The sequence below is a fragment of the Paraburkholderia sp. USG1 genome, from assembly GCF_031570135.1.
In the GTDB taxonomy this organism is placed as follows: domain Bacteria; phylum Pseudomonadota; class Gammaproteobacteria; order Burkholderiales; family Burkholderiaceae; genus Paraburkholderia; species Paraburkholderia dioscoreae.
This window is the reverse complement of sequence record NZ_JAMWXW010000009.1, coordinates 121,864-146,048: the sequence shown is the minus strand read 5'-3', so window position 1 is coordinate 146,048 and position 24,185 is coordinate 121,864. Positions and strand designations below refer to the sequence as shown.

General features: G+C 63.4%; 21 protein-coding genes. 5 read left to right on the top strand and 16 right to left on the bottom strand.

The features are described 5' to 3' along the window. Window positions 1–47 precede the first annotated feature (47 nt). Window positions 48–1,190, top strand: a complete 1,143-nt coding sequence (gene dnaJ / locus NE850_RS14505; RefSeq protein WP_007179199.1) for a molecular chaperone DnaJ — start codon at window positions 48–50, stop codon at window positions 1,188–1,190. Window positions 1,191–1,215: 25 nt separating this feature from the next. Further along, entirely contained in the window at window positions 1,216–3,138 is a 1,923-nt protein-coding gene (gene pabB, locus NE850_RS14500) for an aminodeoxychorismate synthase component I (RefSeq protein ID WP_007179198.1), read from the top strand. Between the two features lie 217 nt (window positions 3,139–3,355). Here pabB and panB read toward each other — a convergent pair whose 3' ends face one another. The 7 genes from panB to NE850_RS14465 form a co-directional block, all read right to left on the bottom strand. Then, complete coding sequence (panB, locus tag NE850_RS14495) at window positions 3,356–4,171, bottom strand: 3-methyl-2-oxobutanoate hydroxymethyltransferase (protein WP_007179197.1); 816 nt, start codon at window positions 4,169–4,171, stop codon at window positions 3,356–3,358. Window positions 4,172–4,209: 38 nt separating this feature from the next. After that, the gene (locus tag NE850_RS14490; protein ID WP_007179196.1) at window positions 4,210–4,890 is read right to left on the bottom strand and encodes a deoxynucleoside kinase; all 681 of its coding nucleotides are present in this window, start codon (window positions 4,888–4,890) and stop codon (window positions 4,210–4,212) included. Then, window positions 4,887–5,435, bottom strand: a complete 549-nt coding sequence (folK, locus tag NE850_RS14485; protein ID WP_007179195.1) for a 2-amino-4-hydroxy-6-hydroxymethyldihydropteridine diphosphokinase — start codon at window positions 5,433–5,435, stop codon at window positions 4,887–4,889. The genes NE850_RS14490 and folK overlap by 4 nt, the downstream gene beginning before the upstream one ends. 48 nt (window positions 5,436–5,483) lie before the next feature. After that, on the bottom strand, window positions 5,484–7,073 hold the full coding sequence (gene pcnB, locus NE850_RS14480; protein WP_007179194.1) for a polynucleotide adenylyltransferase PcnB: 1,590 nt from the start codon (window positions 7,071–7,073) through the stop codon (window positions 5,484–5,486). Continuing rightward, window positions 7,070–7,756, bottom strand: a complete 687-nt coding sequence (locus tag NE850_RS14475) for an HAD family phosphatase (RefSeq protein WP_007179193.1) — start codon at window positions 7,754–7,756, stop codon at window positions 7,070–7,072. Before NE850_RS14475 ends, pcnB begins: the two co-directional genes overlap by 4 nt. Beyond that, entirely contained in the window at window positions 7,749–8,519 is a 771-nt protein-coding gene (gene hda, locus NE850_RS14470) for a DnaA regulatory inactivator Hda (protein ID WP_007179192.1), read from the bottom strand. Before hda ends, NE850_RS14475 begins: the two co-directional genes overlap by 8 nt. 73 nt (window positions 8,520–8,592) lie before the next feature. Continuing rightward, window positions 8,593–9,669 (bottom strand): AI-2E family transporter, encoded by a 1,077-nt coding sequence (locus NE850_RS14465; protein WP_007179191.1) that lies wholly within the window; start codon window positions 9,667–9,669, stop codon window positions 8,593–8,595. 99 nt (window positions 9,670–9,768) lie between these two features. On the opposite strand from NE850_RS14465, the gene purM reads away from it, so the two are divergent. Further along, complete coding sequence (gene purM / locus NE850_RS14460) at window positions 9,769–10,836, top strand: phosphoribosylformylglycinamidine cyclo-ligase (RefSeq protein WP_007179190.1); 1,068 nt, start codon at window positions 9,769–9,771, stop codon at window positions 10,834–10,836. Between the two features lie 71 nt (window positions 10,837–10,907). Here purM and miaA read toward each other — a convergent pair whose 3' ends face one another. Together miaA and mutL are read right to left on the bottom strand one after the other, a co-directional pair. Further along, a complete protein-coding gene (gene miaA, locus NE850_RS14455; RefSeq protein ID WP_007179189.1) occupies window positions 10,908–11,855 on the bottom strand; it encodes a tRNA (adenosine(37)-N6)-dimethylallyltransferase MiaA in 948 nt (315 codons plus the stop codon). A 33-nt stretch (window positions 11,856–11,888) separates the two neighbouring features. Continuing rightward, entirely contained in the window at window positions 11,889–13,940 is a 2,052-nt protein-coding gene (mutL, locus tag NE850_RS14450) for a DNA mismatch repair endonuclease MutL (RefSeq protein ID WP_310698880.1), read from the bottom strand. A gap of 206 nt (window positions 13,941–14,146) precedes the next feature. Here mutL and NE850_RS14445 point away from each other — a divergent pair, with 206 nt between their 5' ends. After that, window positions 14,147–14,818, top strand: a complete 672-nt coding sequence (locus NE850_RS14445; protein ID WP_007179187.1) for a DedA family protein — start codon at window positions 14,147–14,149, stop codon at window positions 14,816–14,818. A gap of 157 nt (window positions 14,819–14,975) precedes the next feature. Here the strand turns inward: NE850_RS14445 and NE850_RS14440 are convergent, their stop codons facing one another. From NE850_RS14440 to NE850_RS14420, 5 genes are all read right to left on the bottom strand, one after another. Next, window positions 14,976–15,788, bottom strand: a complete 813-nt coding sequence (locus NE850_RS14440) for a mechanosensitive ion channel family protein (RefSeq protein ID WP_007179186.1) — start codon at window positions 15,786–15,788, stop codon at window positions 14,976–14,978. Between the two features lie 222 nt (window positions 15,789–16,010). Then, a complete protein-coding gene (locus tag NE850_RS14435) occupies window positions 16,011–16,385 on the bottom strand; it encodes a hypothetical protein (RefSeq protein WP_165184451.1) in 375 nt (124 codons plus the stop codon). A 276-nt stretch (window positions 16,386–16,661) separates the two neighbouring features. Then, window positions 16,662–18,452 carry a chloride channel protein gene (locus tag NE850_RS14430; protein ID WP_310698879.1) on the bottom strand — a complete coding sequence of 597 codons (1,791 nt, stop codon included), beginning with the start codon at window positions 18,450–18,452 and terminating at the stop codon, window positions 16,662–16,664. 48 nt (window positions 18,453–18,500) lie between these two features. Then, complete coding sequence (locus tag NE850_RS14425) at window positions 18,501–18,914, bottom strand: MarR family winged helix-turn-helix transcriptional regulator (protein ID WP_165184456.1); 414 nt, start codon at window positions 18,912–18,914, stop codon at window positions 18,501–18,503. 85 nt (window positions 18,915–18,999) lie between these two features. Beyond that, window positions 19,000–20,163 carry an HPP family protein gene (locus NE850_RS14420; RefSeq protein ID WP_165184458.1) on the bottom strand — a complete coding sequence of 388 codons (1,164 nt, stop codon included), beginning with the start codon at window positions 20,161–20,163 and terminating at the stop codon, window positions 19,000–19,002. Window positions 20,164–20,394: 231 nt separating this feature from the next. Between NE850_RS14420 and NE850_RS14415 the strand changes: the two genes are divergently transcribed. Beyond that, entirely contained in the window at window positions 20,395–21,246 is an 852-nt protein-coding gene (locus tag NE850_RS14415; RefSeq protein ID WP_232064240.1) for a Crp/Fnr family transcriptional regulator, read from the top strand. A 58-nt stretch (window positions 21,247–21,304) separates the two neighbouring features. Here NE850_RS14415 and NE850_RS14410 read toward each other — a convergent pair whose 3' ends face one another. Both NE850_RS14410 and NE850_RS14405 read right to left on the bottom strand, forming a co-directional pair. After that, a complete protein-coding gene (locus NE850_RS14410; RefSeq protein WP_007179180.1) occupies window positions 21,305–22,612 on the bottom strand; it encodes an NRAMP family divalent metal transporter in 1,308 nt (435 codons plus the stop codon). Window positions 22,613–22,906: 294 nt separating this feature from the next. After that, window positions 22,907–24,037 carry a PAS domain-containing sensor histidine kinase gene (locus NE850_RS14405; RefSeq protein WP_165184461.1) on the bottom strand — a complete coding sequence of 377 codons (1,131 nt, stop codon included), beginning with the start codon at window positions 24,035–24,037 and terminating at the stop codon, window positions 22,907–22,909. Window positions 24,038–24,185 lie beyond the last annotated feature (148 nt).

Here is a 24,185-nt window from a genome sequence, read left to right as displayed (position 1 = left end):
TCAAGAGGAGCCACCGCGTCGCATTGCGCGAGTGGCGTTGAACCGATATGGCGAAACGGGATTACTACGAGGTTCTGGGCGTCGCAAAGAACGCGAGCGACGACGAAATCAAGAAGGCTTATCGCAAGCTGGCGATGAAGCACCACCCTGACCGCAATCCGGGCAACAAGGATGCGGAAGGGCATTTCAAAGAGGTGAAGGAAGCCTATGAAATGCTCTCGGACTCGCAAAAGCGTGCCGCGTACGATCAGTACGGCCACGCGGGTGTCGATCCGAACATGGGCGGTGCCGGCGCACAAGGTTTTGGCGGTTTTGCCGATGCATTCGGCGATATTTTCGGCGACATCTTCGGCCAGGCGGCCGGTGGCGCCGCACGCGGCGGTGGCGGCCGCGCGGGCCCGCAGGTGTATCGCGGCGCCGATCTGCGCTACAGCATGGAAATCACGCTGGAACAGGCCGCGCACGGCTACGACACGCAGATTCGCGTGCCGAGCTGGGTGTCGTGCGAGGTCTGCCACGGTTCGGGCGCCAAGCCCGGCACCAAGCCGGAAACCTGCCCGACCTGTAGCGGTTCGGGTTCGGTGCGGATGTCGCAGGGCTTCTTCAGCATTCAGCAAACCTGCCCGAAGTGCCACGGCACCGGCACCTACATTCCCGACCCGTGCGGCCATTGCCACGGCGCGGGCAAGGTGAAGGAAACCAAGACGCTGGAAGTGAAGATCCCGGCAGGAATCGACGACGGCATGCGGATCCGTTCGGCCGGCAACGGCGAGCCGGGTATCAACGGCGGGCCGTCGGGCGACCTGTACGTCGAGATTCACATCAAGCAGCACTCGGTGTTCGAGCGCGACGGCGACGATCTGCACTGCCAGATGCCGATTCCGTTCACCACCGCGGCACTCGGCGGCGAGATCGAGGTGCCGACGCTCGCGGGCCGCGCCAGCTTTACCGTGCCGGAGGGCACGCAGTCGGGTAAGACGTTCCGTCTGCGTGGCAAGGGCATCAAGGGGTTGCGTTCGAGTATTGCCGGCGATCTGTACGTGCACGTGCAGGTCGAAACGCCGGTCAAGCTCACCGAGCCGCAGCGCGATCTGCTCAAGCAGTTCGAGAAGGCGCTCGTTGAGGGCGGCTCGCGGCATAGCCCGCAAAGCAAAAGCTGGTTCGACCGGGTGAAGAGCTTCTTCGATTAATGACAGTTTGAACTTGGCGGTCGGTATGACGGCAGATGAGCACAGCGCGGTTTTTGCGTTGCTCGACGATTGCGACGCAACGGCGGCGCGCCCCTCGAGTCGTCTGTACACGGGTTTTGTGCATGAGCGGGTGTGTACGCAAGCCGCGCAACTCGAAGCCGTGTGCGAGAGCGTGGCTGCGCAAACGCGGCGTGGCTTGCATGCCGTCGTGCTCGCCGACTATGAGTTCGGCCGGAATCTTCTCGACATAAAGTCGCACCGGTCTCTGAAAACGCAGCGTGGCGATGCCACGCTGCGTTTTTTATTGTTCGAACATTGTGAAAAGCGTTCGCGAGAACAGGTCGGCGCGTGGCTAATGGCGCGCGACGAAGGCGCGGTCGAACCTTCGGTGGCGGGCACGGCCAACGTGCGCGCGAGCGTCGATCCGGCGCAGTTCAACGCGGCGATCGGCGCGATCCACGCGGCCCTGCAGGCGGGCGAATCGTATCAAGTCAACTACACGTATCGGCTCGGCTTCGATGTGTTCGGCTCGCCCACGGCGCTGTATCGGCGGCTGAGAGCGCGTCAGCCGGTACGGTACGGTGCGCTCATCGCATTGCCGGCTGGTGATTGGGTGCTGTCGTGCTCGCCGGAACTCTTCGTTGAAAAGCAGGGCGCGATGTTGCATGCGCGGCCGATGAAAGGCACGGCGCCGCGCTCGGACGACCCGGCGGTTGACCGGAGCGCGGCCGAATTCCTCGGCCACGATCCGAAAAACCGCGCCGAAAACGTGATGATCGTCGATCTGTTGCGCAACGATCTGTCGCGCGTGGCCCAAACCGGCTCGGTCAAGGTGCCCGCGCTCTTTTCGGTCGAGCCCTATGCGACGGTCTGGCAGATGACCTCGACGGTGCATGCGATGCTGCGGCCCGGCACCTCGTTCGCCGGGCTGCTGCGCGCGCTGTTTCCCTGTGGATCGATCACGGGTGCGCCGAAGCATCGCACGATGCAATTGATCGATGAACTCGAAAGCACGCCGCGTGGGCTCTATACCGGCGCCATTGGCTGGCTGGATGCGCCCTCAGCGACCGCCGACGCCACGGGTGCGGACACACCCGCCTCCGCTGCGAACGAAACCGCCTGTGGCGATTTCTGCCTCTCCGTCGCGATTCGCACGTTGACGTTGAGCCGCTCGGCGCAAAACGGTCAACTGAAAGGCAGGATGGGCATTGGTGCGGGCATCGTGCTCGACAGCGTCGCCGCCGACGAATACGCGGAGTGTCAATTGAAAGCCCGCTTTCTGACCAACGCCGAGCCGGGTTTCGAGCTCTTCGAAACGATGTATGCAACGCGCGAAGAGGGCGTGCGGCATCTATCGCGCCATCTGGCGCGACTCGCGTCGAGCGCTGCGGCGCTCGGCTTCAAACTCGACGACGCAAACGTCATTGGCGCCGAGGTCGCGGCGAAGTGTGCGTCGCTGCCCGCAAATACTCCGCATCGTATGCGGCTTGCGCTGGGCAAAAACGGCACGGCGCGAATCACCGCGGCGGTGCTGGCGCCGTTAGCTGAATCGACTGTCGGCGTGTTGCTTGGGCCCGATCATGCTTTCCCTGCAACCGACGCCGGCGACCTGCTGCTGCGCCACAAAACCACACGTCGCGCCGAATACGATCGTGGCTGGCGCGAAGCCGAAGCGAAGGGCGCGTTCGACACGCTGTTCTTTAACGCGCAAGGCGAGTTAACCGAGGGCGGCCGGTCGAATGTCTTCGTGAAGTTGGCGGGGCGCTGGTGGACTCCGCCGCTTGCGTCGGGCGTATTGCCCGGCGTGATGCGCAGCGTTCTGCTTGACGAAGCGTCGGGCCTGCAAGCGGCCGAACGTGTGCTGACCCGCGCCGATCTGCAAAACGCCGAAGCGCTGATGGTGTGCAACGCGCTGCGAGGCGCCGTGCCGGCGCGGCTCGTGGACTGAGCGATTAGACGCTACGGGCGGGCGGGAAGGCTTTGCCTCGCCCCGCCGGCATTTCAGCCACGAAGAACATGCAGCAGTCGGTCCATCCAACCGGTCCAGTGCCGCGTCAAAAGGTAGACGAAGAAAGACGGCCGGCTTTGCATGAGATGAGATCCCGGATGCAAACCAAAATGGGTGCGAAAAGGCCCGTTTTGTCCGATTTCCTATCGGTTGAAATTCAGAACGTGTGCTCCGGTCCGGGAAACGAACCGTCCTTCACCGCGGCGACATACGCTTCCACGGCCGCCAGAATACTCGGTTGCCCCTGCATGAAATCCTTCACGAAGCGCGGGCGTTTGCCGGGGAAAATGCCCAGCATGTCGTGCAGCACCAGCACCTGACCCGAGCAATCCAGACCCGCGCCAATGCCGATCGTCGGAATGCGCAGTTGCTTCGTGGCGTCGCTTGCGAGCAGCGTCGGAATTGCTTCCATCACGATCAGTTGCGCGCCGGCCGCCTGCACGGCGAGCGAGTCGCGCAGCAACTGCGTCGCACCAGCCTCGGTCTTGCCTTGCACCTTGAAGCCGCCGAATGCATGCACGGATTGCGGCGTAAGGCCGACGTGCGCGCACACGGGAATCGAGCGCTCCACCAGGAAGCGCACTGTGTCCGCGAGCCATTCGCCGCCCTCGAGCTTCACCATCTGCGCGCCGGCACGCATCAATTCGGCCGAGCTTCTGAAGGCATCTTCCGGCGTGCCGTAAGTGCCGAACGGCAAGTCGGCCACGATCAGCGCCGCGGGCCGCGCGCGCGCCACGCTAGCCGTGTGATATGCGATGTCGGCAAGCGACACGGGCAGGGTAGTGGTCTGGCCTTGCAGCACATTGCCGAGCGAATCGCCGATCAACAGCACGTCGACACCCGCGCGATCCAGCAGCGCGGCAAAGCTCGCGTCGTAACAGGTGAGCATGGCGATTTTTTCGCCGGCGTCGCGCATTGCCTGCAGTTTCGGCACGGTGACGGCGTTCCGGCTCGCTTCCTGCAAATAGGTCATGGGTCAATCCGTTGAGAAAAAAGAGGTGGCCGCGCCGCTCAGAGCGACGTGCCTTTGACAAAGAATTCCTTGCGGCCGCGCATGGTTTCAATGCGTTCGGCAAGCAGCGCAAGGTCCGCGTCCGAGTCGAGCGGATTCAGGTGTTCGGCGTTGACCGTCAGCACGGGCGTGCGGTCGTAGTGATAGAAGAACTCGTTGTACGCGTCGCACAGCGCGTGCAGATAGGCGTCGGAAATCTGTAGCTCCATAGGCACCGCGCGCTTCTGGATGCGCGCAAACAGCACCTCGGGGCTCGCCTGCAGATAGACCACGAAGTCAGGCGCGGGCGCGCTGACTTCGAGCCGCGCGGCAAGCGCGCGATACAGTTGCCACTCGTCTTCCTGCAGCGTCAGACGCGCGAAGATGTCGTTCTTCTGCGTCATGAAATCGGCGATCAGCGGCGTGCCCGACAGGTGCGCCGCGCTCACGTCCTGAGCCTGCTGCGCGCGCTGCAAGGCGAAGTGCAATTGCGTGGGCAACGCGTAACGCGCGGTGTCGCGGTAAAAGCGTTCGAGAAATGGATTGTCTTGCGGGCGTTCGAACAGTTCCTGCATCGACCAGCGCTGCGCAAGGCGCCGTGCGAGCGACGTCTTGCCGACGCCGATCGGCCCTTCGATCGCGAGATAGCCGAACGGCGGCCGCAACTGCGGCGCCGTGACGGTGAGCGGCGATGAATTCATTCGCAGCGGCCCTTGCCGGCAGCGTCTTCACCGGCGGTCAATGCATTGAGCATAGGACACTGGCAAGGTCCTTTCACCTTCTCGATGCGTTGGTCGCTCACCTTACTGAGCAGCGCCTCGACGCGGCCGTGTTGCGGAATGATCAAGGCGGAGTCGATCTCGACGAGCGGCACGAGCGCAAAAGCGCGTTCGATCAGGCGAGGATGCGGCACGATGAGATCGGCTTCGTCGATCGATTGATCGCCGAATAGCAGGATGTCCAGGTCGAGCGTGCGCGGCGCGTTGCGGAACGGCCGCTCGCGGCCGAACTGGTGCTCGATCTTGTGGCATAGCGCAAGCAGATGCCGCACGGGGAGCGTCGTATCGACCTTCACGACGCAGTTGAAATAGTCGTCACCGCCCGCGTCGATCGGGGCAGTGCGATACAGGCTCGACTTGGCGAGCACGGTGATGGTGTGCTGTTGTGCGAGGCACACCACCGCGTCTTTCAGGGTCTGGCGCGCGTCCCCGAGATTCGCGCCGAGGCCGAGATAAGCAACCGTCATGGCATAACTTCCTGCAACTGTCGTTCGACGGCTTCAGTGAACGCTGTGTCAGTCTTCGCGCGGGCCGTCATGGCCTGCTTCGTCGGCTGTGCGTTCGGCTGGCGTGCCGCCCTCCAATCCGTCGCCCGGTTTGCGGTTTCTGGCGCCACTGCTGCGCCGCCGTCGTTTTCTGGGGCTTCGGTCCTTCCCGCCTTGCGTGAGCAATGTCTCACGGGCGGCGATGTCTCCTTCTATGAACTCCGTCCACCACGCACCGACCGACTCATCGAGTTCGCCTGATTCGCAGCGCAACAGGAGGAAATCATACCCCGCTCTAAATCTTTGGTGTTCCAGCAGCTTCACCGCACTTCTTCCGGAGCGTTTCTCGAGACGCAATTGCAGCCCCCAGATCTCGCGCATGTCCGACGAGAAGCGCTTGTGGATCGCGAGTTTCTCCGTTTGCATGTCGAGGACTTCGTCCATCGCACGATGCAGGGCGGGCACGGGATATTCGCCGTTCGCTTCAAATTTTTGCCAGCGCTGCTGCACGTCGTGCCACAACAGCGTGGCGAACAGGAAGCCCGGCGACACTGGCTTGCCGGCGCGCACGCGGGCATCCGTGTTGTTCAGCGCGAGCGTGATGAATTTCTCGCCGATGGGCTGTTCGAGCACCACGTCGAGCAGAGGCAGCAGGCCATGATGCAGGCCTTCCTGGCGCAGACGTTTCAGACACGCGAGCGCATGGCCCGAGAGCATCAGCTTCAACATCTCGTCGAAGAGACGCGCGGCGGGCACGTTGTTGATCAGATCGGCCATGCCGGCGATCGGCTCGCGGGTGCTGTCCTCGATCTCGAAGTCGAGCTTCGCCGCGAAACGCACCACGCGCAGCATGCGCACCGGATCTTCGCGGTAGCGCGTGGCCGGGTCGCCGATCATGCGCAACAGGCGTGCGCGCATGTCGGCCATGCCGTTGTGATAATCCAGCACGGTTTGCGTGGCCGGATCGTAATACATCGCGTTGATCGTGAAGTCGCGGCGCGTAGCGTCTTCGTGCTGTTCGCCCCACACGTTGTCGCGCAGCACGCGGCCGCTTGCGTCCACCGCATGCGTGCGGCGGTCGAGCTCGTCGCGTTTCAGGCGGCGCGGCGGCGCGGCGTCTGCCGCAGGCGGATCGACCAGCGCGCGGAACGTGGAGGTCTCGATGATCTCCTGGCCGAACTGCACGTGCACGATCTGAAACCGGCGGCCGATGATGCGCGCGCGGCGGAACAGCTTCTGCACCTGTTCGGGCGTGGCGTCGGTCGCAACGTCGAAGTCTTTCGGCTTGATGCCGAGCAGTAGATCGCGCACCGCACCGCCGACGATGAACGCGCGGTGGCCGGCCTGTTGCAGACCCTCGGTCACGCGAATCGCGTTCCTCGAGATCAGCGCCTGGTCGATGCCATGCACGTCGTGCGGAATGATGACCGGCACGTCCGGGTCGCGCACCGCTTTCGCGGGCGCGCTGGAGCGGGCCGGCTTGCGGCGCGCTTTGCTCGCGCCTGACGGAGTGCGCGCCGGTGCGTGGCCGGTTTGGTCTGCTTCGGCTTCGGCGGGCAGGGTGTCGTCAGCGGGTGCCGTGTCCTGGCCGAATAGCTTGCGGATAAATTTTTTGATCACGAGGGTTGGAAGAGTTCGAGGATGCGCCAGCCTTTGGCCTGCGCATGGGCGCGCAATGTGTCGTCGGGATTGGTCGCGATCGGGTCCGTGACTTTTTCGAGCAGCGGGATGTCGTTGCGCGAATCGCTATAGAAATAGCTGTGCTCGAAGTCGCTCCACGTCTTGCCGAGCGAGGCGAGCCACGCTTCGGTGCGCACGATCTTGCCTTCCTTGTAGCTCGGCGTGCCGGTGGGGCGGCCGGTGTACGGCGAATGCGGCTCGCCGTCGACGGTTTCCGCTTCGCAGGCGATCAGCGTGTCGACGCCGAATGCCTGCGCGATCGGCCGGGTGATGAATTCGTTGGTGGCGGTGACCACGCAGCAGAGGTCGCCGGCTTCGCGGTGCTGCTTCACCAGTTCCAGCGCGGCGGGGAAGATTGCCGGCTTGATGACTTCGTGCATGTACTGCGCGTGAAAGTCGGCGAGCTGCGCGCGCGTGTATCTGGAAAGCGGCGTGAGCATGGCGATCAGATAGGCGTGAATGTCGAGCTTGCCGGCTTTGTAGTCGGCGAAAAAGCGGTCATTTTCACGGGCGAAGTTTTCGGCGTCGACCATGCCGTGTTTCACCATGAAGCGGCCCCATTCGTGGTCGCTGTCGGTGGGGATGAGCGTGTGGTCGAGATCGAAGAGTGCGAGGTTAGCCATGGGGGCCTATTTTACTTGAAGCGGCGGGTGAGGCGGATGAAGCGGATGAGGCGGGCCCGCCGCGCCGTTCTTCGGCGTCGGGCGAAGCCAGCATGGTGCGCAACAGCGGCAGCGTGACCGCGCGTTTCTGTTCGAGCGAGAAGCGGTCGAGCGCGTCGAGCAGCGCCATCAGGCTCGGCATGTCGCGGCGAAAGTGCGTGAGCAGGTAGGCCGGCACGTCGTCGGCGAGCATGATGCCGCGCTCGCGCGCCGCGTGTTTGAGCACCGCGGCCTTGTCTTCGTCCGGCAGCGGCGTGAGATGGAACACGAGGCCCCAGCCGAGGCGCGTGCGCAAATCCTCGCGTACCGTCATGCCGATGGGCGGCGCGTTGCCCGCGGCGACCAGTGCGCTGGTGGGATGCGCGCGCACTTCGTTGAACAGGTTGAAGACGGCGATCTGCTGCGCGGCCGACAGGGCGTCGCAATCGTCGATCGCATAGAGGGCGACGCGGGGGTCGAAGCTGAAGGCGGCGAGGCTGCTCTGCGGGCCGGCGAAGCGTGCGTGCCCCGGCGGCGCTTCGTGCACGAGCGCCTGCAACAGGTGCGTGCGGCCGCTGCCGGACTCGCCCCAGATGTAGAAAGTGCGATCGGCGACCGGCCCGGCCGCCAGCGCGTTGTCGAGCTCACGCAAGCGCGTGACCAGCTCGGCGTTGGCGCCGGCGAAGAAATTGTCGAATGTCGATGGCGGCGGGGTGCCGAGATCGAGCGTCAGTTGACGAAGCACAGTAGGTTAATGCCGAAAATGAGGCTTGGGCCGCAAGCGGCCCGCAGCACGGGCCGGAATAGTCAACAGGCAGTCAGTTCTTATAAAGCGAGCTCGCCAGATAGCTTTGCCGCAACTCGCGCGTGGCGACCGACAGAATCGCGCTGACCGGCAGTGCCAGCAATACGCCGAAAAAGCCGAACAGCTGCCCGAACGCGAGCAACGCGAAGATCACCGCGAGCGGGTGCAGGCCGATCCGTTCGCCTACGAGGCGCGGCGTGAGAAAAAAGCTCTCCAGGATCTGGCCGACACCGTAGATCAGCGCAACCGCGCCGAAGCCGTACCAGTCGCCGAATTGCAGCAGCGCCGCGAGGAGCGCCAACGCGAGACCGGTCGCAAAACCGATGTACGGGATGAACACCGCGAGTCCTGTAAAGATGCCGACCGGCAACGCGATCTCGAAGCGCGCGAGGCTCAGCGCAATTGCGTAGTATGCGGCGAGCACGCCCATCACGAGCAACTGGCCGCGCAGGTATTGCGACAGCATCTGGTCCATGTCGTGCGCGAGTTGCAGCGTCTTGTCGAGCCAGCGGCGCGGCACCACGGTCTGCATGCGGGCGAGCATGCGGTTCCAGTCGTACAGCAGGTAGAACAGCACGAGCGGCACCATCACCACGTTGCCGACCACCGTTATCATCACATTGCCGCTCGTGCGGATGGAGGTCCATGCATACAGCGCGACGGTCTGCGCGCTGCCTTCGAGCTGCCCCATCACGAGATCGCGGATGCTGGCGAAATCGAGCGAATCGGCCAGTCCCAGCAAGGCCAGCTTGGGTTGCAGCCACGCGTTCACATGCGCGAACAGCACCGGCACCTGCTGCCGCAGCTGCGGCCCTTCTTTCTGCACGACGGCCAGCACCAGCAGGACGAGCAGTGTCATCAGCAGCGTGAAGAGCAGCATCATCAGCAAGGCGGCCAGACCGCGCGGCACGCGCCGGCGCACCATCCACGCGACGCCCGGCTGCAGAATGTACGCGAGAATCGCACCGAGCAGAAACGGCGTGAGGACCGGACTCAGCAGCCAGAGCAGAATGCCGATGCCTAGCGCAATGGCTAGCCAGGTGAAGGCGCGGCGCTGGACAGGCGTCAGAATCGAGGAGTTTTCTTGCAAGGTTGTTTCCCAGGTGTCGTCGGACCGGATGATTCAAATTCCAGCCAGAGGGCCGGCATCGGGTAAAATCGCATTTTACCGACCTTCGAGCTCGTCCCCATGAATCAACCGAAATCCGCCCCGAATTCAACTGATTCGGCCCAAGGTTTGTCGTATCGCGACGCCGGCGTGGACATCGACGCGGGCGACGCCCTTGTCGACGCAATCAAGCCCTTTGCCAAAAAGACGATGCGCGACGGCGTGCTGGGCGGCATCGGCGGGTTCGGCGCGCTGTTCGAAGTGCCGAAGAAGTATAAGGAGCCGGTGCTCGTGTCCGGCACCGACGGCGTCGGCACCAAGCTGCGCCTCGCTTTTCAGCTGAACAAGCACGACACAGTCGGCCAGGACCTGGTGGCGATGAGCGTGAACGACATTCTCGTGCAGGGCGCGGAGCCGCTGTTCTTCCTGGATTACTTCGCCTGCGGCAAGCTGGACGTCGGCACGGCGGCAACGGTGGTGAAGGGGATCGCGTACGGCTGCGAACTGTCGGGTTGCGCGCTGATCGGCGGCGAGACGGCGGAAATGCCGGGCATGTACCCGGACGGCGAGTACGATCTGGCCGGTTTCGCGGTCGGCGCGGTGGAAAAGAGCAAGATTATCGACGGCAGCACGATCGCTCCCGGCGACGTGGTGCTGGGCCTGGCTTCGAGCGGCATTCATTCGAATGGTTTTTCGCTGGTGCGCAAGATCATCGAGCGTGCGCAGCCTGATCTGAACGCGGATTTCGACGGCCGCTCGCTCGCCGACGCGCTGATGGCGCCCACACATATTTACGTGAAGCCGCTGCTGGCGCTGATGCAGCAGATCGCGGTGAAGGGCATGGCGCACATCACGGGCGGCGGGCTGGTCGAGAACATTCCGCGCGTGTTGCGTGAAGGCCTGACGGCTGAGCTGGATCATCGTGGCTGGCCGTTGCCGCCGCTGTTTTCGTGGCTGCAGAAACACGGTGGCGTGGCGGACGCGGAAATGCACCGCGTGTTCAACTGCGGGATCGGCATGGCCGTGGTGGTGTCGGCTGCGGATGCCGATGCGGCAATCGGTCTGCTGTCCGCAGCCGGCGAGCAGGTCTGGAAGATCGGCGTGATTCGCGAAAGCGCGGCCGGTGAGGCTCAGACCGTAGTGGTCTAAAGGCTTGTTAGACCGCGTGGCGTGCGATTAGCCGGCGCCGCGCGGGTTTAAAGCTTCAACGCAGCAAAGTTTCAAAGCAACGCTTCAATCGCTTCAAGCACCCGCCCCGTCGCGTGCGGATCGCAGCAGTCCACCACCACTCGCTCTGTCATGCTTCGCAGCCATGTGAGCTGCCGCTTGCACAACTGCCGGGTCGCAAAGACACCCTTATCGCGCATGGTCGAATAGTCGACGGCGCCGTCCAGATATTCCCAGACTTGCCGGTAGCCCACGCAACGCATGGACGGCATCTCGGGCGATAAGTCGCCGCGTTCGCGCAACTTCACCACTTCATCGACGAAACCGCTGGCCAGCATCGCATCGAAGCGTTTCTCGATGCGCGCGTGGAGCACGCCGCGATCGGACGGCTCCAGCGCAATCGGCACGAAGCGCCACGCGGCTGCGGCGTCATCCACTCGGGCAGGCGCGGCCAGCAAGGCGGACATGGCTTGCCCGGTCAGCATAAAGACCTCAAGCGCCCGCTGAATCCGCTGCGAATCGTTCGGCGCGAGGCGCGCAGCCGTCACGGGATCGACAGCGGCAAGCCGCGCATGCATGGCCGGCCAGCCCTCGCGTGCGGCGTCGGCGTCGAGTGTGGCGCGCAGGTCGGCGTCGGCGGCCGGCAGATCGTTGAGTCCCTGGGTGAGCGCCTTGTAGTACAGCATGGTGCCGCCGACCAGCAACGGCAGGCGCCCGCGCGCGTGGATCTCGCCGGTCAGCCGCAAGGTGTCGGCGCGAAACTGCGCAGCGGAATAGCTGCCGGTGGGATCGACGATATCGATCAGATGATGCGGCGCCACCGCACGCTCTTCGGCGGTCGGTTTGGCGGTGCCGATATCCATCTCGCGATAGACCAGCGCCGAATCGACACTGATGATTTCCACCGGATGCCGTGCGGCGAGCGCCAGCGCAGCGGCGGTTTTGCCGGATGCGGTCGGGCCGAGCAGGCACGGGATTGTCGTGGCTATGCGTGAAGTCATAGGCAACCCGGCGCGCGTTGCAGCGGCGTCACGTCACTGACCACGCATGAACAGCCGATCGAGATCGGACAGCGTCAACTGATACCACGTGGGACGTCCGTGATTGCATTGATCGGCGCGCTCGGTGGCCTCCATCTGACGCAGCAGCGCGTTCATTTCGTCGAGCGTCAGACGCCGGTTAGCGCGCACCGCGTGATGGCAGGCGAGCGTGCCGAGCAGTTCGTGCTGACGTTCGGTCAGTACGCGCGAGCCGCCGAATGCATGCAGGTCGGAGAGCACCGCGCGCGCCAGCGCCTGCAGATCGGCGTCTTTCAGCAGCGCCGGTACGGCGCGGATGGCGAGTGTGGTCGGCGACAGCACGGCGAGATCGAAGCCGAGTGCGTCGAGCGTGTCGCGTTCTTCTTCCACCGTGCCGATTTCGATTGGGTCGGCCTGCATCGACTGCGGGATCAGCAGCGGTTGCACGGCAATCGTGCGATCGGCCAGCGCATTCTTGAACTGCTCGTACAGAATGCGCTCGTGCGCGGCGTGCATATCGACGATCACCAGACCGTGCGCGTTCTGCGCCAGCACATAGATGCCGTGGATCTGGCCGAGCGCGAAGCCGAGCGGTTGCTCGTCGGCGGCATGGAAAGCGGGCGCCGGGTAGGGTGCGGACGCGTTGTACGGCGAGGGTGCTTCGGCGGCCGAATCGCGCGCCTCGAAAAGCGTGGCGCCTTCGGCCGTGCCCGCGTTCGTCTCTTTGCGGCCGAAGAGCGCGTCGTAAAACGCGAGCGGTTGGGCAACCGGCAGCGTGCCTTGCGTCATGCGCGCCTGGCGCATCCAGGTATTGCCGGGCTGCTGCGACGACGATCCGAAGCCGCCGCCCGATGCGCCACCCAAGCCGCCACCGAGGCCGCCTGCACCGTTGCCAGCACCGAAGCCGACGCCCGCGCCGCCCAGCGGCGTCGCGCCAAACGAAGCCGGCCCGCCGACGGACGGCTCCAGATGCGCCGCATGCCCGCCCGCCGTCGTTTCCGGCGAGGCGCCCGCATGCCGCGCCAGCGCGCGCTGCACGGCGTGGAAGACGAACTGGTGGATCGAGCGCGAATCGCGGAACCGCACTTCGATTTTCGACGGATGCACGTTCACGTCTACTGCCTCAGGCGGCAGATCGAGGAACAGCACATAGGACGGATAGCGCTCGCCATGCAGCACGTCTTCATAAGCGGCGCGCACGGCGTGCGTGAGCAGCTTGTCGCGCACGAAGCGGCCGTTGACGAAGAAATACTGCTGATCGGCACGCCCGCGGCTCGCGGTCGGCAGACCCGCGCAACCATAGACGGCAAGCGGTCCCGCGGATTCGTCGAGCGGCAGATGGGCCGTGGCGAACGTGTCGCCGAGAATCTTCGCGACCCGCACGGGAGGCTCGCTGGCGTTCCAGTGTTCGACCGCCTTGCCGTTATGCAGCACCGAAATCGCGACATCCGGCCGCGCCAGCGCGGCGCGGCGGATCTGTTCGAGACAATGGCCGAGTTCGGTCTGCTCGCTCTTCAGAAATTTGCGGCGCGCCGGTGTGTTGAAGTACAACTCGCGGACTTCGATCGTGGTGCCCTGCGTGCCGGCTGCGGGGCTCAGCACGCCCGTTTGCGCATCCACGCGCACCGCGTGCGCCGCGTCGGCCGTGCGGCTCGTGATGGTCATCTGCGCGACCGAGGCGATCGAGGCCAGCGCCTCGCCGCGGAACCCCAGCGTAGCGACCGCTTCCAGTTCGGCAAGCGAGCGGATTTTGCTGGTTGCGTGACGCATCAGCGCCAGCGCGAGTTCGTTCTCGGGGATGCCGCAGCCGTCGTCGGTGATCGAGATGCGTTTGACGCCGCCTTCGTCGAGCAGGATGCGCAGCGACTGCGCGCCCGCGTCGAGCGCATTTTCCAGCAGTTCCTTGACGACCGAGGCGGGCCGCTCGACCACTTCGCCGGCGGCGATCTGACTGATCAGCTGATCGGGAAGGGGCTGGATCGCGCGCAACGGGCGCAACGCGGGCGCTGCGGCGGAGACCGCGGGCGCGGCGTCGAGGTCGGCAGGCGTTTCGGAGAATTCGGACATGGCGAAATTATAGCGATTCGGCGCGGCGAGCTCGCGGCGCGCGCAAGCGCCCCGGAGCGCGGGAGATTTTTAAATGCCGCCGGGCACTTTCTGTATCATGACGCGGTCAATTTCCGGCGGCGAGTGAGCGCTTGCCGCCCTCGCTAACGGGTCCGCTGGTATGGCCGTTTTCGCCACCGTCACATTCGCTTAATAAAGGATTCTCTTTGGACACGTTGCTACACTTCGTCAACCTTGTCTTGCACATCGACAAGTTCCTCGGAGACTTTATTCACGTGTACGGCGCCTGGGTCTACGCGGTGCTGTTTCTGATCGTGTTCTGCGAAACCGGGCTGGTGGTTCTGCCGTTTTTGCCGGGCGATTCTCTGCTGTTCATCGGCGGCGCTTTTTGCGCGACCGGCGAAATGAACATTGGTTTGCTGATCGTGTTGCTGCTCGTGGCGGCCATTAGCGGCAATACCGTCAACTATATGATCGGGCGAGCCATCGGGCCGCGGGTGTTCAATTCGCACATTCCTTTTCTCGAACGCTTTCTCGATCGCAGCGCACTGCAGAAGACCCACAATTTCTATGAGAAGCATGGCGGCAAAACCATCGTGCTGGCGCGTTTCATTCCGGTGGTGCGCACCTTCGCGCCGTTCGTTGCGGGCGCATCTGAAATGACCGTGAGCCGGTTCCAGCTGTTCAACTTTGTCGGCGCGCTTTTCTGGGTGTTGCTGCTGACGTTGCTCGGTTATTTCTTCGGCAACATTCCGTTTATCCGCCAGTATCTGAATGTGATCGTGCTGGTGGGTATCGGCGCGGCGGTGGTGCCGGTCGTGCTCGGCGCGTTGTGGAAGATGATGCGCAAGAAAGCGCCGAATGCAGATAGCCGCTGACGTTTCACCGCAATACTTAGCCACATGAAAAAACGGCGTCGTGAATCTGAACGACGCCGTTTTTGCTTTGTACTTGTGAATCTCATGAATTTGACAATTGACGACGCGATAAAGCCGCGTCGTTCCGCCGGGCGCGATTCCCGTTACCCGACAACACTCAGCTCACCGCACGCGGCGCCAGCGGCGTTTCCGGCGTCGGGTAGCCTGCTTCCTTGAACGTCTGGATGATCGCGCGATTGGTGTCGAAATAGACCTGCCAATAGTTCTCATTGTGCGCATAGGGCCGCACGCAAAGCAGCGGGCCTTCCGGCGTGAAGCTCAGCACTTCGATGTCCGGTGCGGGACTTTCGGCCACGTTCGGAATCTGCATGACGGCCGCTTTCAACCGGTTCATCGCATCTGTCGGATCGACGCCGTTGGCGATCTTCGCCGTCAGCTCCACGCGGCGCACGGGCAGGAGGCTGTAGTTCGAGATCGTGTCGGAAAAGATCTTGTTATTGCCGACGATAGTCGTCACGTTGTCCGGCGTCACGATGGTGGTGCCGAACAGACCCAGTTCCGAGACCGTGCCGGTAACGCCGCCCGCGGTGACGAAATCGCCGACCTTGAACGGCCGTAACACCTGCATGAATACGCCCGCGGCGAAGTGAGCAAGCAGGCCGCCCCAGGCGGTGCCGATGGCGAGGCCGAGGCCGGCGAGCAACGCGGCGAACGAAGTGGTTTGTACACCGAACACCTGCAGGATTGCGAGGATCAGGAGCAGGTTCAGCAATGCGCCGAGAATCGAGCCGAGATAATGCGCCAGCGTGGGATCGACCCGGCCGTTGCGCGACAACACCTTACGCAGCAAACCGGTGATCATGCCGATGAGCCAACGGCCGACGATCCACAAGACGATCGCCCCGACGACCTTGGTGCCGAGGTCGATGCCTCGGGTCATGATGAAGACGCGTACGGTTTCGAGATCCAAGATGTTCCTCGTTGGGTTGTTGCCTTCGACTGATTGGACTGCGGTGGTGCAATACAGCGGCAAATGCCCGGCGACGGGCGCAAACGGTAACACTCGGTCTTCGGAAGTTATAGGCGACGGCGCGCGCATGCGCAAGGACCGTTCCCGTTGCCATGACCGCTTGTCCGATGGTAAAAGTCAGCCGCCTGGCGCGGGCATTCGAACGGTGGCGATTGTTCTGCCTTACATGGGTAGATGCGATTTGGAATACGGCGAAGTGTGGATGACGAGGGGTTCGCTACTACAGACTTTCGCGTGGCGCGAGCGGCGCGCCGCACGACGCCAGGCGAGCGCGGCGATGATCGCAAGCCAGTACGCGCAGGCGCGCTCGAAGAACGCCATTGATGTGCTGAGGTGGCCGTAGCGGTTCTGCGAGTCGGCGAACACCAGAAAGGTCAGCGCGGCATCGAGCACGAATGCGATGCACGCCAACGCGGCGAAGATATGCGAACCATTGAGCGGAGCGCCGGGGATGCGGCGATTGCACAGACGACATGCGGCCAGCACGAAGCCCAGCAAAGCCAGGTTCGAGAAGAGATCGAACAGAAAATTGGTCATATTGATGGAATGAAAGCGCGGGGGCTGCGGCGTTGCCAAAGCGTCTGCTCACGCAGAGTCACAGTGCGTCTTGCTGGACCGGCGGCGATCATTGCACGTCTGTATGTCTCAATAAATGTTCAGCTTGGGAATCCGTTGTTTCCTGTCTATTCGGGTGAGGTTGGCTTGGGAAATTGCCGATCGGGTCGGATGAAATGATGGAAAACGTTGCGGGAAAAATCTGTGATTTACGTTTTCCTACGCAGTGTGGATCGATACCGCGCTTCCCGATTCATGTCAGCCGGTGCGGCGGAGCGGCGAAAGGCGACGCTTCGCGGCGCGCGTGCCGAGACGCCGGAAGCGCTCCTTCTTATGCTCTTCGTCGAAATGCGCGAGCGACGGCTTCACCAGATCGCTGCGCGACACGATGCCGACGATTCGCCGCGTGTTCACGTCGTCCACCACGGGCATGCGTTCCAGGCCATGGACCGCGAGACGCGTTGCAACGAGCCGGCAAGTCTCGCAGGGCAAGGCGACGACGGACGCGCGCGTCTGCATCAGTTCGAGCAAGGTAGTCGCGGCGCCCTCGCGGTCGGGAGCGGTACTCATGCGTTCGAGAGCCGTGCGATCGATAACCCCGGTCAACACGCCGTCCCGAATCACGGGATACGCGCGATGCGTTTGCAGCGGGCCGAAGTACCGCGCCAGCGTTTCGTCGATTGTCGAGTGTGCGTCTATCGTTTCGACGTCGCGTGTCATGACTTCGTCGACGTAATGGCGCTCCAGCGGATCGACGCCGTATTCGCGGTAGATGTGATATCCGCGGCGTGCGATTTTCTCCGTCATGATCGAGCGGCGCATCACGACCGTCGCGAAGCCGTGTGCGACCAGCGTTGCGGCGAGTAGCGGCAATAACGCGTTGCTGTCATGCGTCAGGCCGAACGCGAACACGATTGCGGTCAGCGGCGCCCCGAGCGTCGCGCCGAGCGTGGCCGCCATGCACACGAGCGGCCACAGCGCCGGATCGTTGCCCGGCATCAGATGGCTCAACACCACGCCGAGACCGGCGCCCAGCATCAGCAATGGCGCAAGCACCCCGCCCGACGTACCCGAGCCGAGCGCGACGACCCACATGACGGCCTTGACGAGCAGCAACGCAAGCGCAACCTGCAAGGCCAGATGCAAATGCAGCAGATCACCGATGACGTCGTAGCCCACGCCGAGCGCGCGCGGTTCGATAAACCCGCCAATGCCGACCACGAGTCCGCCGAGCGCGGGCCACCACATCCAATGGATCCTGAGTTTGCCGAACAGATCTTCGGTCTTGTAGAGCGCGGCGGATAGGCCTGCTGCCAGCGCTCCCGAGAGTAAGCCGGCAATCACGCAGGTGAACAGCGAGAGCGCGCCAGGCGGCACCGTTTCGAGCGGAAACAACGGTCCCGCGCCGAACAGGGCGCCGCGCGCGAAACCCGCCACCGCACAGGCGAGCGCGACCGGCAAGAAGCTGCGCGGCCGCCATTCGAACAACAGCAGCTCGACCGCGAGGAGCACTGCCGCGACCGGCGTGCCGAACACCGCGGTCATGCCGGCCGCGGCGCCGGCGACCAGCAGCGTTTTACGCTCCGCGGCGCTCACGCGTACGCACTGCGCAATCAGCGAACCCAAGGCACCGCCCGTCATGATGATGGGGCCTTCCGCGCCGAATGGCCCACCGCTGCCGATCACGATGCCGGAGGACAGCGGCTTGAGGATCGCTACCTTCGGCGACATGCGGCTCTTGCCGAACAGAATGGCTTCCGGAATGCCGTGGCCGCGAATTTTCTCCGAGCCGAAGCGCGCCATCAGTCCGACGATCAGACCGCCCGCCACCGGCACCAGCACGACCCAGGCGCCGAGCGTGTTCTGCGCCGGCGAGCGTTCCGCGAAGGAAAGCTCGCCGAAGAAAAACAGGTTCGTGAACAGGTGGATCAGATTCAGCAGCACGAAAGCAGCCAGCGTGCTGATGACGCCGATGCCCGCTGCCAGCAAAGCGATGCCGGGCAGCCGGCGGTTTTCGGCGAAGTCGCGCTTATGGGTATCGGCTGTCATGATCGAGGCAATGTTGAGGTGAGTAGCCAGTGAGCGGCGTGCCGCGCACTAGCGGTCGATTTGCGGCACATTGAACGCGCCTTCGAGCGACTTCAGTTCGGCACGGTGCAGCGTTGCCAGTTTGGCCAGCGTCTTTTCGCCGGGCTTTTGCAGGTGCACTTCCACCTGGCGGCGATCGGTCTCGCTGACTTTGCGTTTGACGAGGCCAAGCGCTTCGCAACGCGACACCAGCGCCACGACGCCGTGATGCTGGGCCTGCAGCCGTTCGGCCAGTTCGCCGATGGTCGCCCAGTCCCGCTGCGGGTAGCCTTTGATGTGCAGAAGCAGCAGATATTGCAAAGGCGTGATGCCTTCGGTTTGCGCTGCCTGTTCCGAGAAGCGTTCGAATCGCCGCATCTGATAGCGGAACTCGGACAACTGCTCGAAATCGGACTTTTCCAGTTCGCGGCGTTGGGTTTTCATTGGGGCTTGCATGAGAGAAACGTCATTTATATCACAACATGATGTATTTGGATGTGGCGACGCCTAATGGAATCGGGATGACTTTTCAGGCCGCGCGCTGCGACGCTCGCGTTGGCGTGGTGGGCTGGCGGTATAACCCGGCGATCAGATTCGCCTGAGTCACCATTCCCGCAAGTTGCCTCGTTCGGCTGTCGAGCACCGGGATGTGGTGGTGTCCAAAGTCGGCGAAGAGCGGCACCAGGTCCGCGATAGGCGTGGTGGTGTCGACCGTGCGGACGTGGGTGGTCATCAGCGTGCCGACGGTAGGCTCGCTGGCGCGGCGCAGGCCGAGCAGCAGGTGCCGCAGCCTGGCGAGCACGCCTGGTTGCCGGCCACCGCCGAGGTCGGCCCGCGTGATGATTCCGACCACGTGCCTTTCCTCGTTCGTGACCGGAAGCGCCTTCACGCCGTGGCGTTGCAGAATGCTCCATGCGGTTGCCGCCCGCGTGTGCGCCGACACGGTGATCACGCCATGCGACATGATGCTCGCACAGGTGAGCTCGTCGAAACTGCGCGCGTAGGTTTGCAACTGCAAGGCGCGCAGCAGGGATTCGAGGTCGTCGGGGGCAATGTCGAGCAGTTCGCTTTGCCGTTTGAGCACGGCGTCGAGATCCGCGCGCGTGAATCCAGGCCGCGGTTGAGCGGCCGGGTCCGATTCGCTTGCGATTTGCCGTGCCGAGTGCGGATAGCGGTGGCCGGTGACGGCGTGATACACGATTGCGGCGCCGAGGAGCGCCGCGGACTGAAGCGCGATCGGCTCAAGCACGAAGCGGTAGCCGAGCGAATGCACGGCCGGGCCGCCCAACACCGCCGTGAGCGCAACCGCTCCAGACGGCGGATGCACGCAGCGCAGCGCGAACATGGCGCAGATCGCGGCGGCGACGGCGAGCGGCGCGGCGTGTAGCGGATCGCCGACCCAGCTCGCGCAGGCAACGCCCACCGTCGCCGAAACGAGATTGCCGCCGATGATGGACCACGGCTGCGCAAGCGGACTCGCCGGCACCGCGAACAGCAGCACGGCCGAAGCGCCCATAGGCGCGACCAGCAACGGGATATTGCCGCTCGAACCCAGCAGCAGATGCGTGACGGCCCCGGTGAACGCAATGCCTACCAATGCGCCGACGCACGAACGCAACCGCTCCTTCCACGCAAGGGCGATGGGCGGCGGCACGCGGCGGGCGAGCCAGCGAGTGACGGCGGAGCGAGGCAAGATCGGGTCGAGTCGTGTGAGAGTTCGTGCGGTGGCGCGAAAGTTTCAATAGGCAGGCGCGAGACTGCTGCCGGGTGATTATATGTGATTGTGATATAAATTGCCGCGGGTGCGCGTTAGGGGTTCGAGTCGCGATGTGCGCTGCTGGTTGCCACAGGCCACGCTATATGACCTGCTTGAGGCAGATCAACGGAAGGGCCGGACCTTCCTTTAGTCTTGGCGTGACCATTGGTGCTGCAATTTGCCTGCCTGACGGCCCACAGCGCCGCTGAAGTCGTACCGGCCTGCCCGGTTTTGGCGAACGCTTGCCGAACCGGCTTTCCTGAGAAGACAAACCTCGAAAGAAAGAACATCATGAAGGATGACTTACCCGCTGCATCTCGCTACAGGCCTTCGATTTTTGCGGTGCCATTCCAGCGGCACGGCGACGGCACGGCAGTCGAATTGCTATCCACATCCGAACAGGACGCGCTGATCGCCATTTCGCGGCTCGTCACGGTCCGGCGGCATACGGTGCTTTATCCGGAAGGCGGTGATGCGCGTTTCGCCTACAACATCGTTAGCGGAGTCGCGGAAACCTATCAACTGCTGCCGAACGGAGACAAGCGGATTACCGCCTTTCTATTTCCGCGGGATCTGATGGGGCTCAGCGAAAACGGCGCCTATGTGGCGACCGCCCAATCGCTCACGCCCCTTGTCGCGTACCGGATACCGGTCGAGGCGCTCGCGGAGATTCTTGAACGCGATCCGCGTCTGGACATCGGACTGCTCTGCAAACTATGCCATGAACTACGGCGCTCGCAACATCACACGATAACCGTATCGAAAAATGATGCGCCAGCCAGGTTGGCCAGCTTTCTGATCTGGATTCAGCACGCCTACCCGGAGCAGGGGCGCATCGAGGGAGAAGTGATGCTGCCGATGTCCCGGCATGACATTGCCGATTACCTTGGCCTGTCAGTTGAATCCGTCAGCCGCGGCCTGCATGTTCTGGAGACCCAGGAGGCGGTGCGCCGCAAGGGACCAAGGCTCATAACGGTGCTGGATCCGGCGAAACTTCGCAGCATGGCGGGGCAGGATTGAGTTCGCCGTCCCCGGTTGCCGGTCGGCTCCCGACGGCAACCGCAGGGTCGACGCACGGTCAGAACGAAGTTGCCACCATCGCCAGGGTGATCAGCAGCATGACCGCGGTGGCGAGCCAGCCCAGTATGCGCAGGCTGCCGCCCGCGACGAAGCGGCCCATGATATCCGCGCGCGAGGCGATCAGCATCATGACAAACATGACCGGCACGGCGACCACGCCGTTGACCACGGCACTCCAGTAAAGCGCCTTGATCGGGTTGACCGAGGTGAAATTCACGATCATCCCGACAAGGGTGGCAATCGCGATCGTGGCGTAAAACGCCTTTGCTTCCTGCACTTTGCGGGTGAAGCCGACCGGCCAGTCGCGTGCTTCACCGATCGCGTAGGCGGCCGACCCGGCCAGCACGGGTACGGACAGCAATCCCGTCCCGACGATTCCGGTTGTGAAGAAAAGCGCCGCGAACGAGCCGGCTATCGGGCGCAGCGCCTGGGCCGCCTGTGCCGAAGTCTGGATATCGGTAATGCCGCCGACGTTAAGCGTGGCGGCCGTGGTGGCCAGAATGGCGAGCGCCACCAGGTTGGACAAGCCCATACCCACTACCGTATCGACTTCAATCCGGTGCAGCGCGGCCGGTCCCTGCTGCGGCGCGTCGAACAGGTCCTGGCGTCTCGGATGGACATTCATATCCTCGACTTCCTGTTCGGATTGCCAGAAAAAGAGGTAGGGGCTGATGGTCGTGCCGAAGACAGCGACGACCGCGGTCAGATAGTTCGATGTCCAGTGCAGGTGGGGAACGAAAAAGTGACGCGCGAGTTGGCCCCAGTCGATATGCACCACCGCGAGCACCGCGAAATAGGCGAACAGCGACAGCGTGAACCATTTGAGCACGGCGACATAGCGTGTGTACTGCAGCAGTAACTGCATGCTCACGCAGATCGTCGAGAACAGCAGCACATATAGCCACTTTGGGCCCGGCAGCAAAAGCGCCATTGCATCGGCCATCGCACCCAGGTCGGCACCCAGATTGATGATGTTGGCAATGAGCAGGAGCACCACAACCCATTGCAGCAGCCAACCCGGATAGTGCCGCCGCAGCACGCCTGCAATGCCATGCCCTGTGGTGCGCCCGATTCGCGCGCTGATGATCTGGATCGCCACCATGAGGGGGTAGCTGAAGAGCAGCGTCCACGAAAGGCCGTAGCCGAACCCGGCGCCAACCTGACTGTAAGTAGCGATGCCGCTTGGATCGTCGTCCGAGGCGCCGGCGATGAGGCCGGGCCCCAGCACGCCGAACAGCCGTGGTTTGGACGGCCCGACTACCGGGTCGGCCCCTTCGGGATCGTATTCTTCAGGAGCGCGTTCCATGATGGTTTGAGTGGATCATCCGGCGGAATTGAACAAGGCACCTGCGAGCACCGCGGCGACCCGACCGGTGACGCGATTGTAGCGAGAATGCCGGGCAGGCGTATACATACGGACGTCATCAGGCAGTGTGCCGAAGTGAGCGATGCCGGACGCGGCATCTCACTTTCACCACGCCGGTCATGATGGCATAGATACGAATGGAATATGCGGCGCCGTCGCATGTGATCGGCATTCTGTCCGCCTGAATTTACCCAGGATTCGGATCACGTCTCTTCTGAGAGGCGGAATCCGCAATTATGCGACTGCGTCCGGGTCCGGCGGCTTCCGTTCCACGGCGTCCAGTGGAAAGATGATGGTGAGACGAAAACCGCAGCCGGGTGCGCTGTCGATCGACATTGCGCCATTCAGGTGATGAACCCGCTCACGCATGCCCAGCAGGCCGAAAGAGGTCGGGCGCGGAGGCGCCGCCGGCGTCATTCCCCGTCCGTTGTCCGCGACGCGCAATACACAGGTTTTGCCGTCGCGCGCCAGATCGATCGTCACTTTGTCGGCATGTGCATGCCGGGCCACATTGGTCAGTGCTTCCTGGACGACATGGAACAGGCCTTCGTCAGCCGCCTCGCTCAGCCTCATGTCATCGGTCTCGATCCGTGCTTCGACGGCGATGTCGTACCGCTGCATAAAATCGTCGATGAGCCATTCGAGTGCCGGCGTGAGCCCTAGCGTTTCCAGCATGATGGGACGCAATCCGGCTGCGATTCGCCTTAGCGAGGCGACAGTCGCGTCGATCAGATGATGCATGTCCGCCGTATGAGCCGAGGTCCGCGCGGCGATGGCTCCGTTACCGCGAAGAACGCTTTCGAGATCGGCAAGTGCCATCTTGAGCGCGGTGAGTTGCTGCCCGATGTCATCATGAAGTTCGCGGGCGATGCGGATCTGTTCTTCCTCGCGAACGGCCTGAATGTGCGCGGCTAAGGCCCTGAGTTGTTCGAATTCTTCCAGCCGCTTTCGCTCGGTCAGGTCTTGCGTCACCTTTGCAAAACCGTGGAGGTCGCCGGAAGGGGCGCGAATGGTTGTAATGACAACGTTCGCCCAGAATTTCGAACCGTCCTTGCGGACCCGCCAGCCCTCGCTGACCACTCTGCCTTGCGCGACCGCCGCGGCGAGCAGAAGATCGGGCTGGCCTGCTGTTACGTCCTCCGGCGTGTAAAAGACCGAGAAGTGGCGGCCGACAATTTGATCGACCTCGTACCCTTTCATTTTCCGTGCACCGGCGTTCCAGTTCACGACGTTGCCTGATTCGTCCAGCATGAAGATCGCGTAGTCGTCGATTGCTTCGACTAACAGGCGGAAGCTTTCCTCGGTGTGAATGGAATCCTCGCGCGACGGGTTGCCCCGCAGTCCAGCATCTGCCTTGTCCGACATCGTTTTCTCCGACCCTGGAGCCCGACGGGCACGAACCGGAAGGTTGAACCCCCGACTTGTAGTTGAAAAGCCCGGACTCCCGAGGCGCCTTTGGCATCTCATTGCCGCGAGGGGGCTTTGCCTGCCATTGTCGTCGGATGAAACTTGA

Bases quoted from the DNA above. Each gene is read 5' to 3' on its own strand.
- dnaJ (WP_007179199.1), top strand. From the start codon at position 48: ATGGCGAAACGGGATTACTACGAGGTTCTGGGCGTCGCAAAGAACGCG.
- pabB (WP_007179198.1), top strand. From the start codon at position 1,216: ATGACGGCAGATGAGCACAGCGCGGTTTTTGCGTTGCTCGACGATTGC.
- panB (WP_007179197.1), bottom strand. From the start codon at position 4,171: ATGACCTATTTGCAGGAAGCGAGCCGGAACGCCGTCACCGTGCCGAAA.
- NE850_RS14490 (WP_007179196.1), bottom strand. From the start codon at position 4,890: ATGAATTCATCGCCGCTCACCGTCACGGCGCCGCAGTTGCGGCCGCCG.
- folK (WP_007179195.1), bottom strand. From the start codon at position 5,435: ATGACGGTTGCTTATCTCGGCCTCGGCGCGAATCTCGGGGACGCGCGC.
- NE850_RS14475 (WP_007179193.1), bottom strand. From the start codon at position 7,756: ATGGCTAACCTCGCACTCTTCGATCTCGACCACACGCTCATCCCCACC.
- purM (WP_007179190.1), top strand. From the start codon at position 9,769: ATGAATCAACCGAAATCCGCCCCGAATTCAACTGATTCGGCCCAAGGT.
- miaA (WP_007179189.1), bottom strand. From the start codon at position 11,855: ATGACTTCACGCATAGCCACGACAATCCCGTGCCTGCTCGGCCCGACC.
- mutL (WP_310698880.1), bottom strand. From the start codon at position 13,940: ATGTCCGAATTCTCCGAAACGCCTGCCGACCTCGACGCCGCGCCCGCG.
- NE850_RS14435 (WP_165184451.1), bottom strand. From the start codon at position 16,385: ATGACCAATTTTCTGTTCGATCTCTTCTCGAACCTGGCTTTGCTGGGC.
- NE850_RS14430 (WP_310698879.1), bottom strand. From the start codon at position 18,452: ATGACAGCCGATACCCATAAGCGCGACTTCGCCGAAAACCGCCGGCTG.
- NE850_RS14425 (WP_165184456.1), bottom strand. From the start codon at position 18,914: ATGAAAACCCAACGCCGCGAACTGGAAAAGTCCGATTTCGAGCAGTTG.
- NE850_RS14410 (WP_007179180.1), bottom strand. From the start codon at position 22,612: ATGGAACGCGCTCCTGAAGAATACGATCCCGAAGGGGCCGACCCGGTA.
- NE850_RS14405 (WP_165184461.1), bottom strand. From the start codon at position 24,037: ATGTCGGACAAGGCAGATGCTGGACTGCGGGGCAACCCGTCGCGCGAG.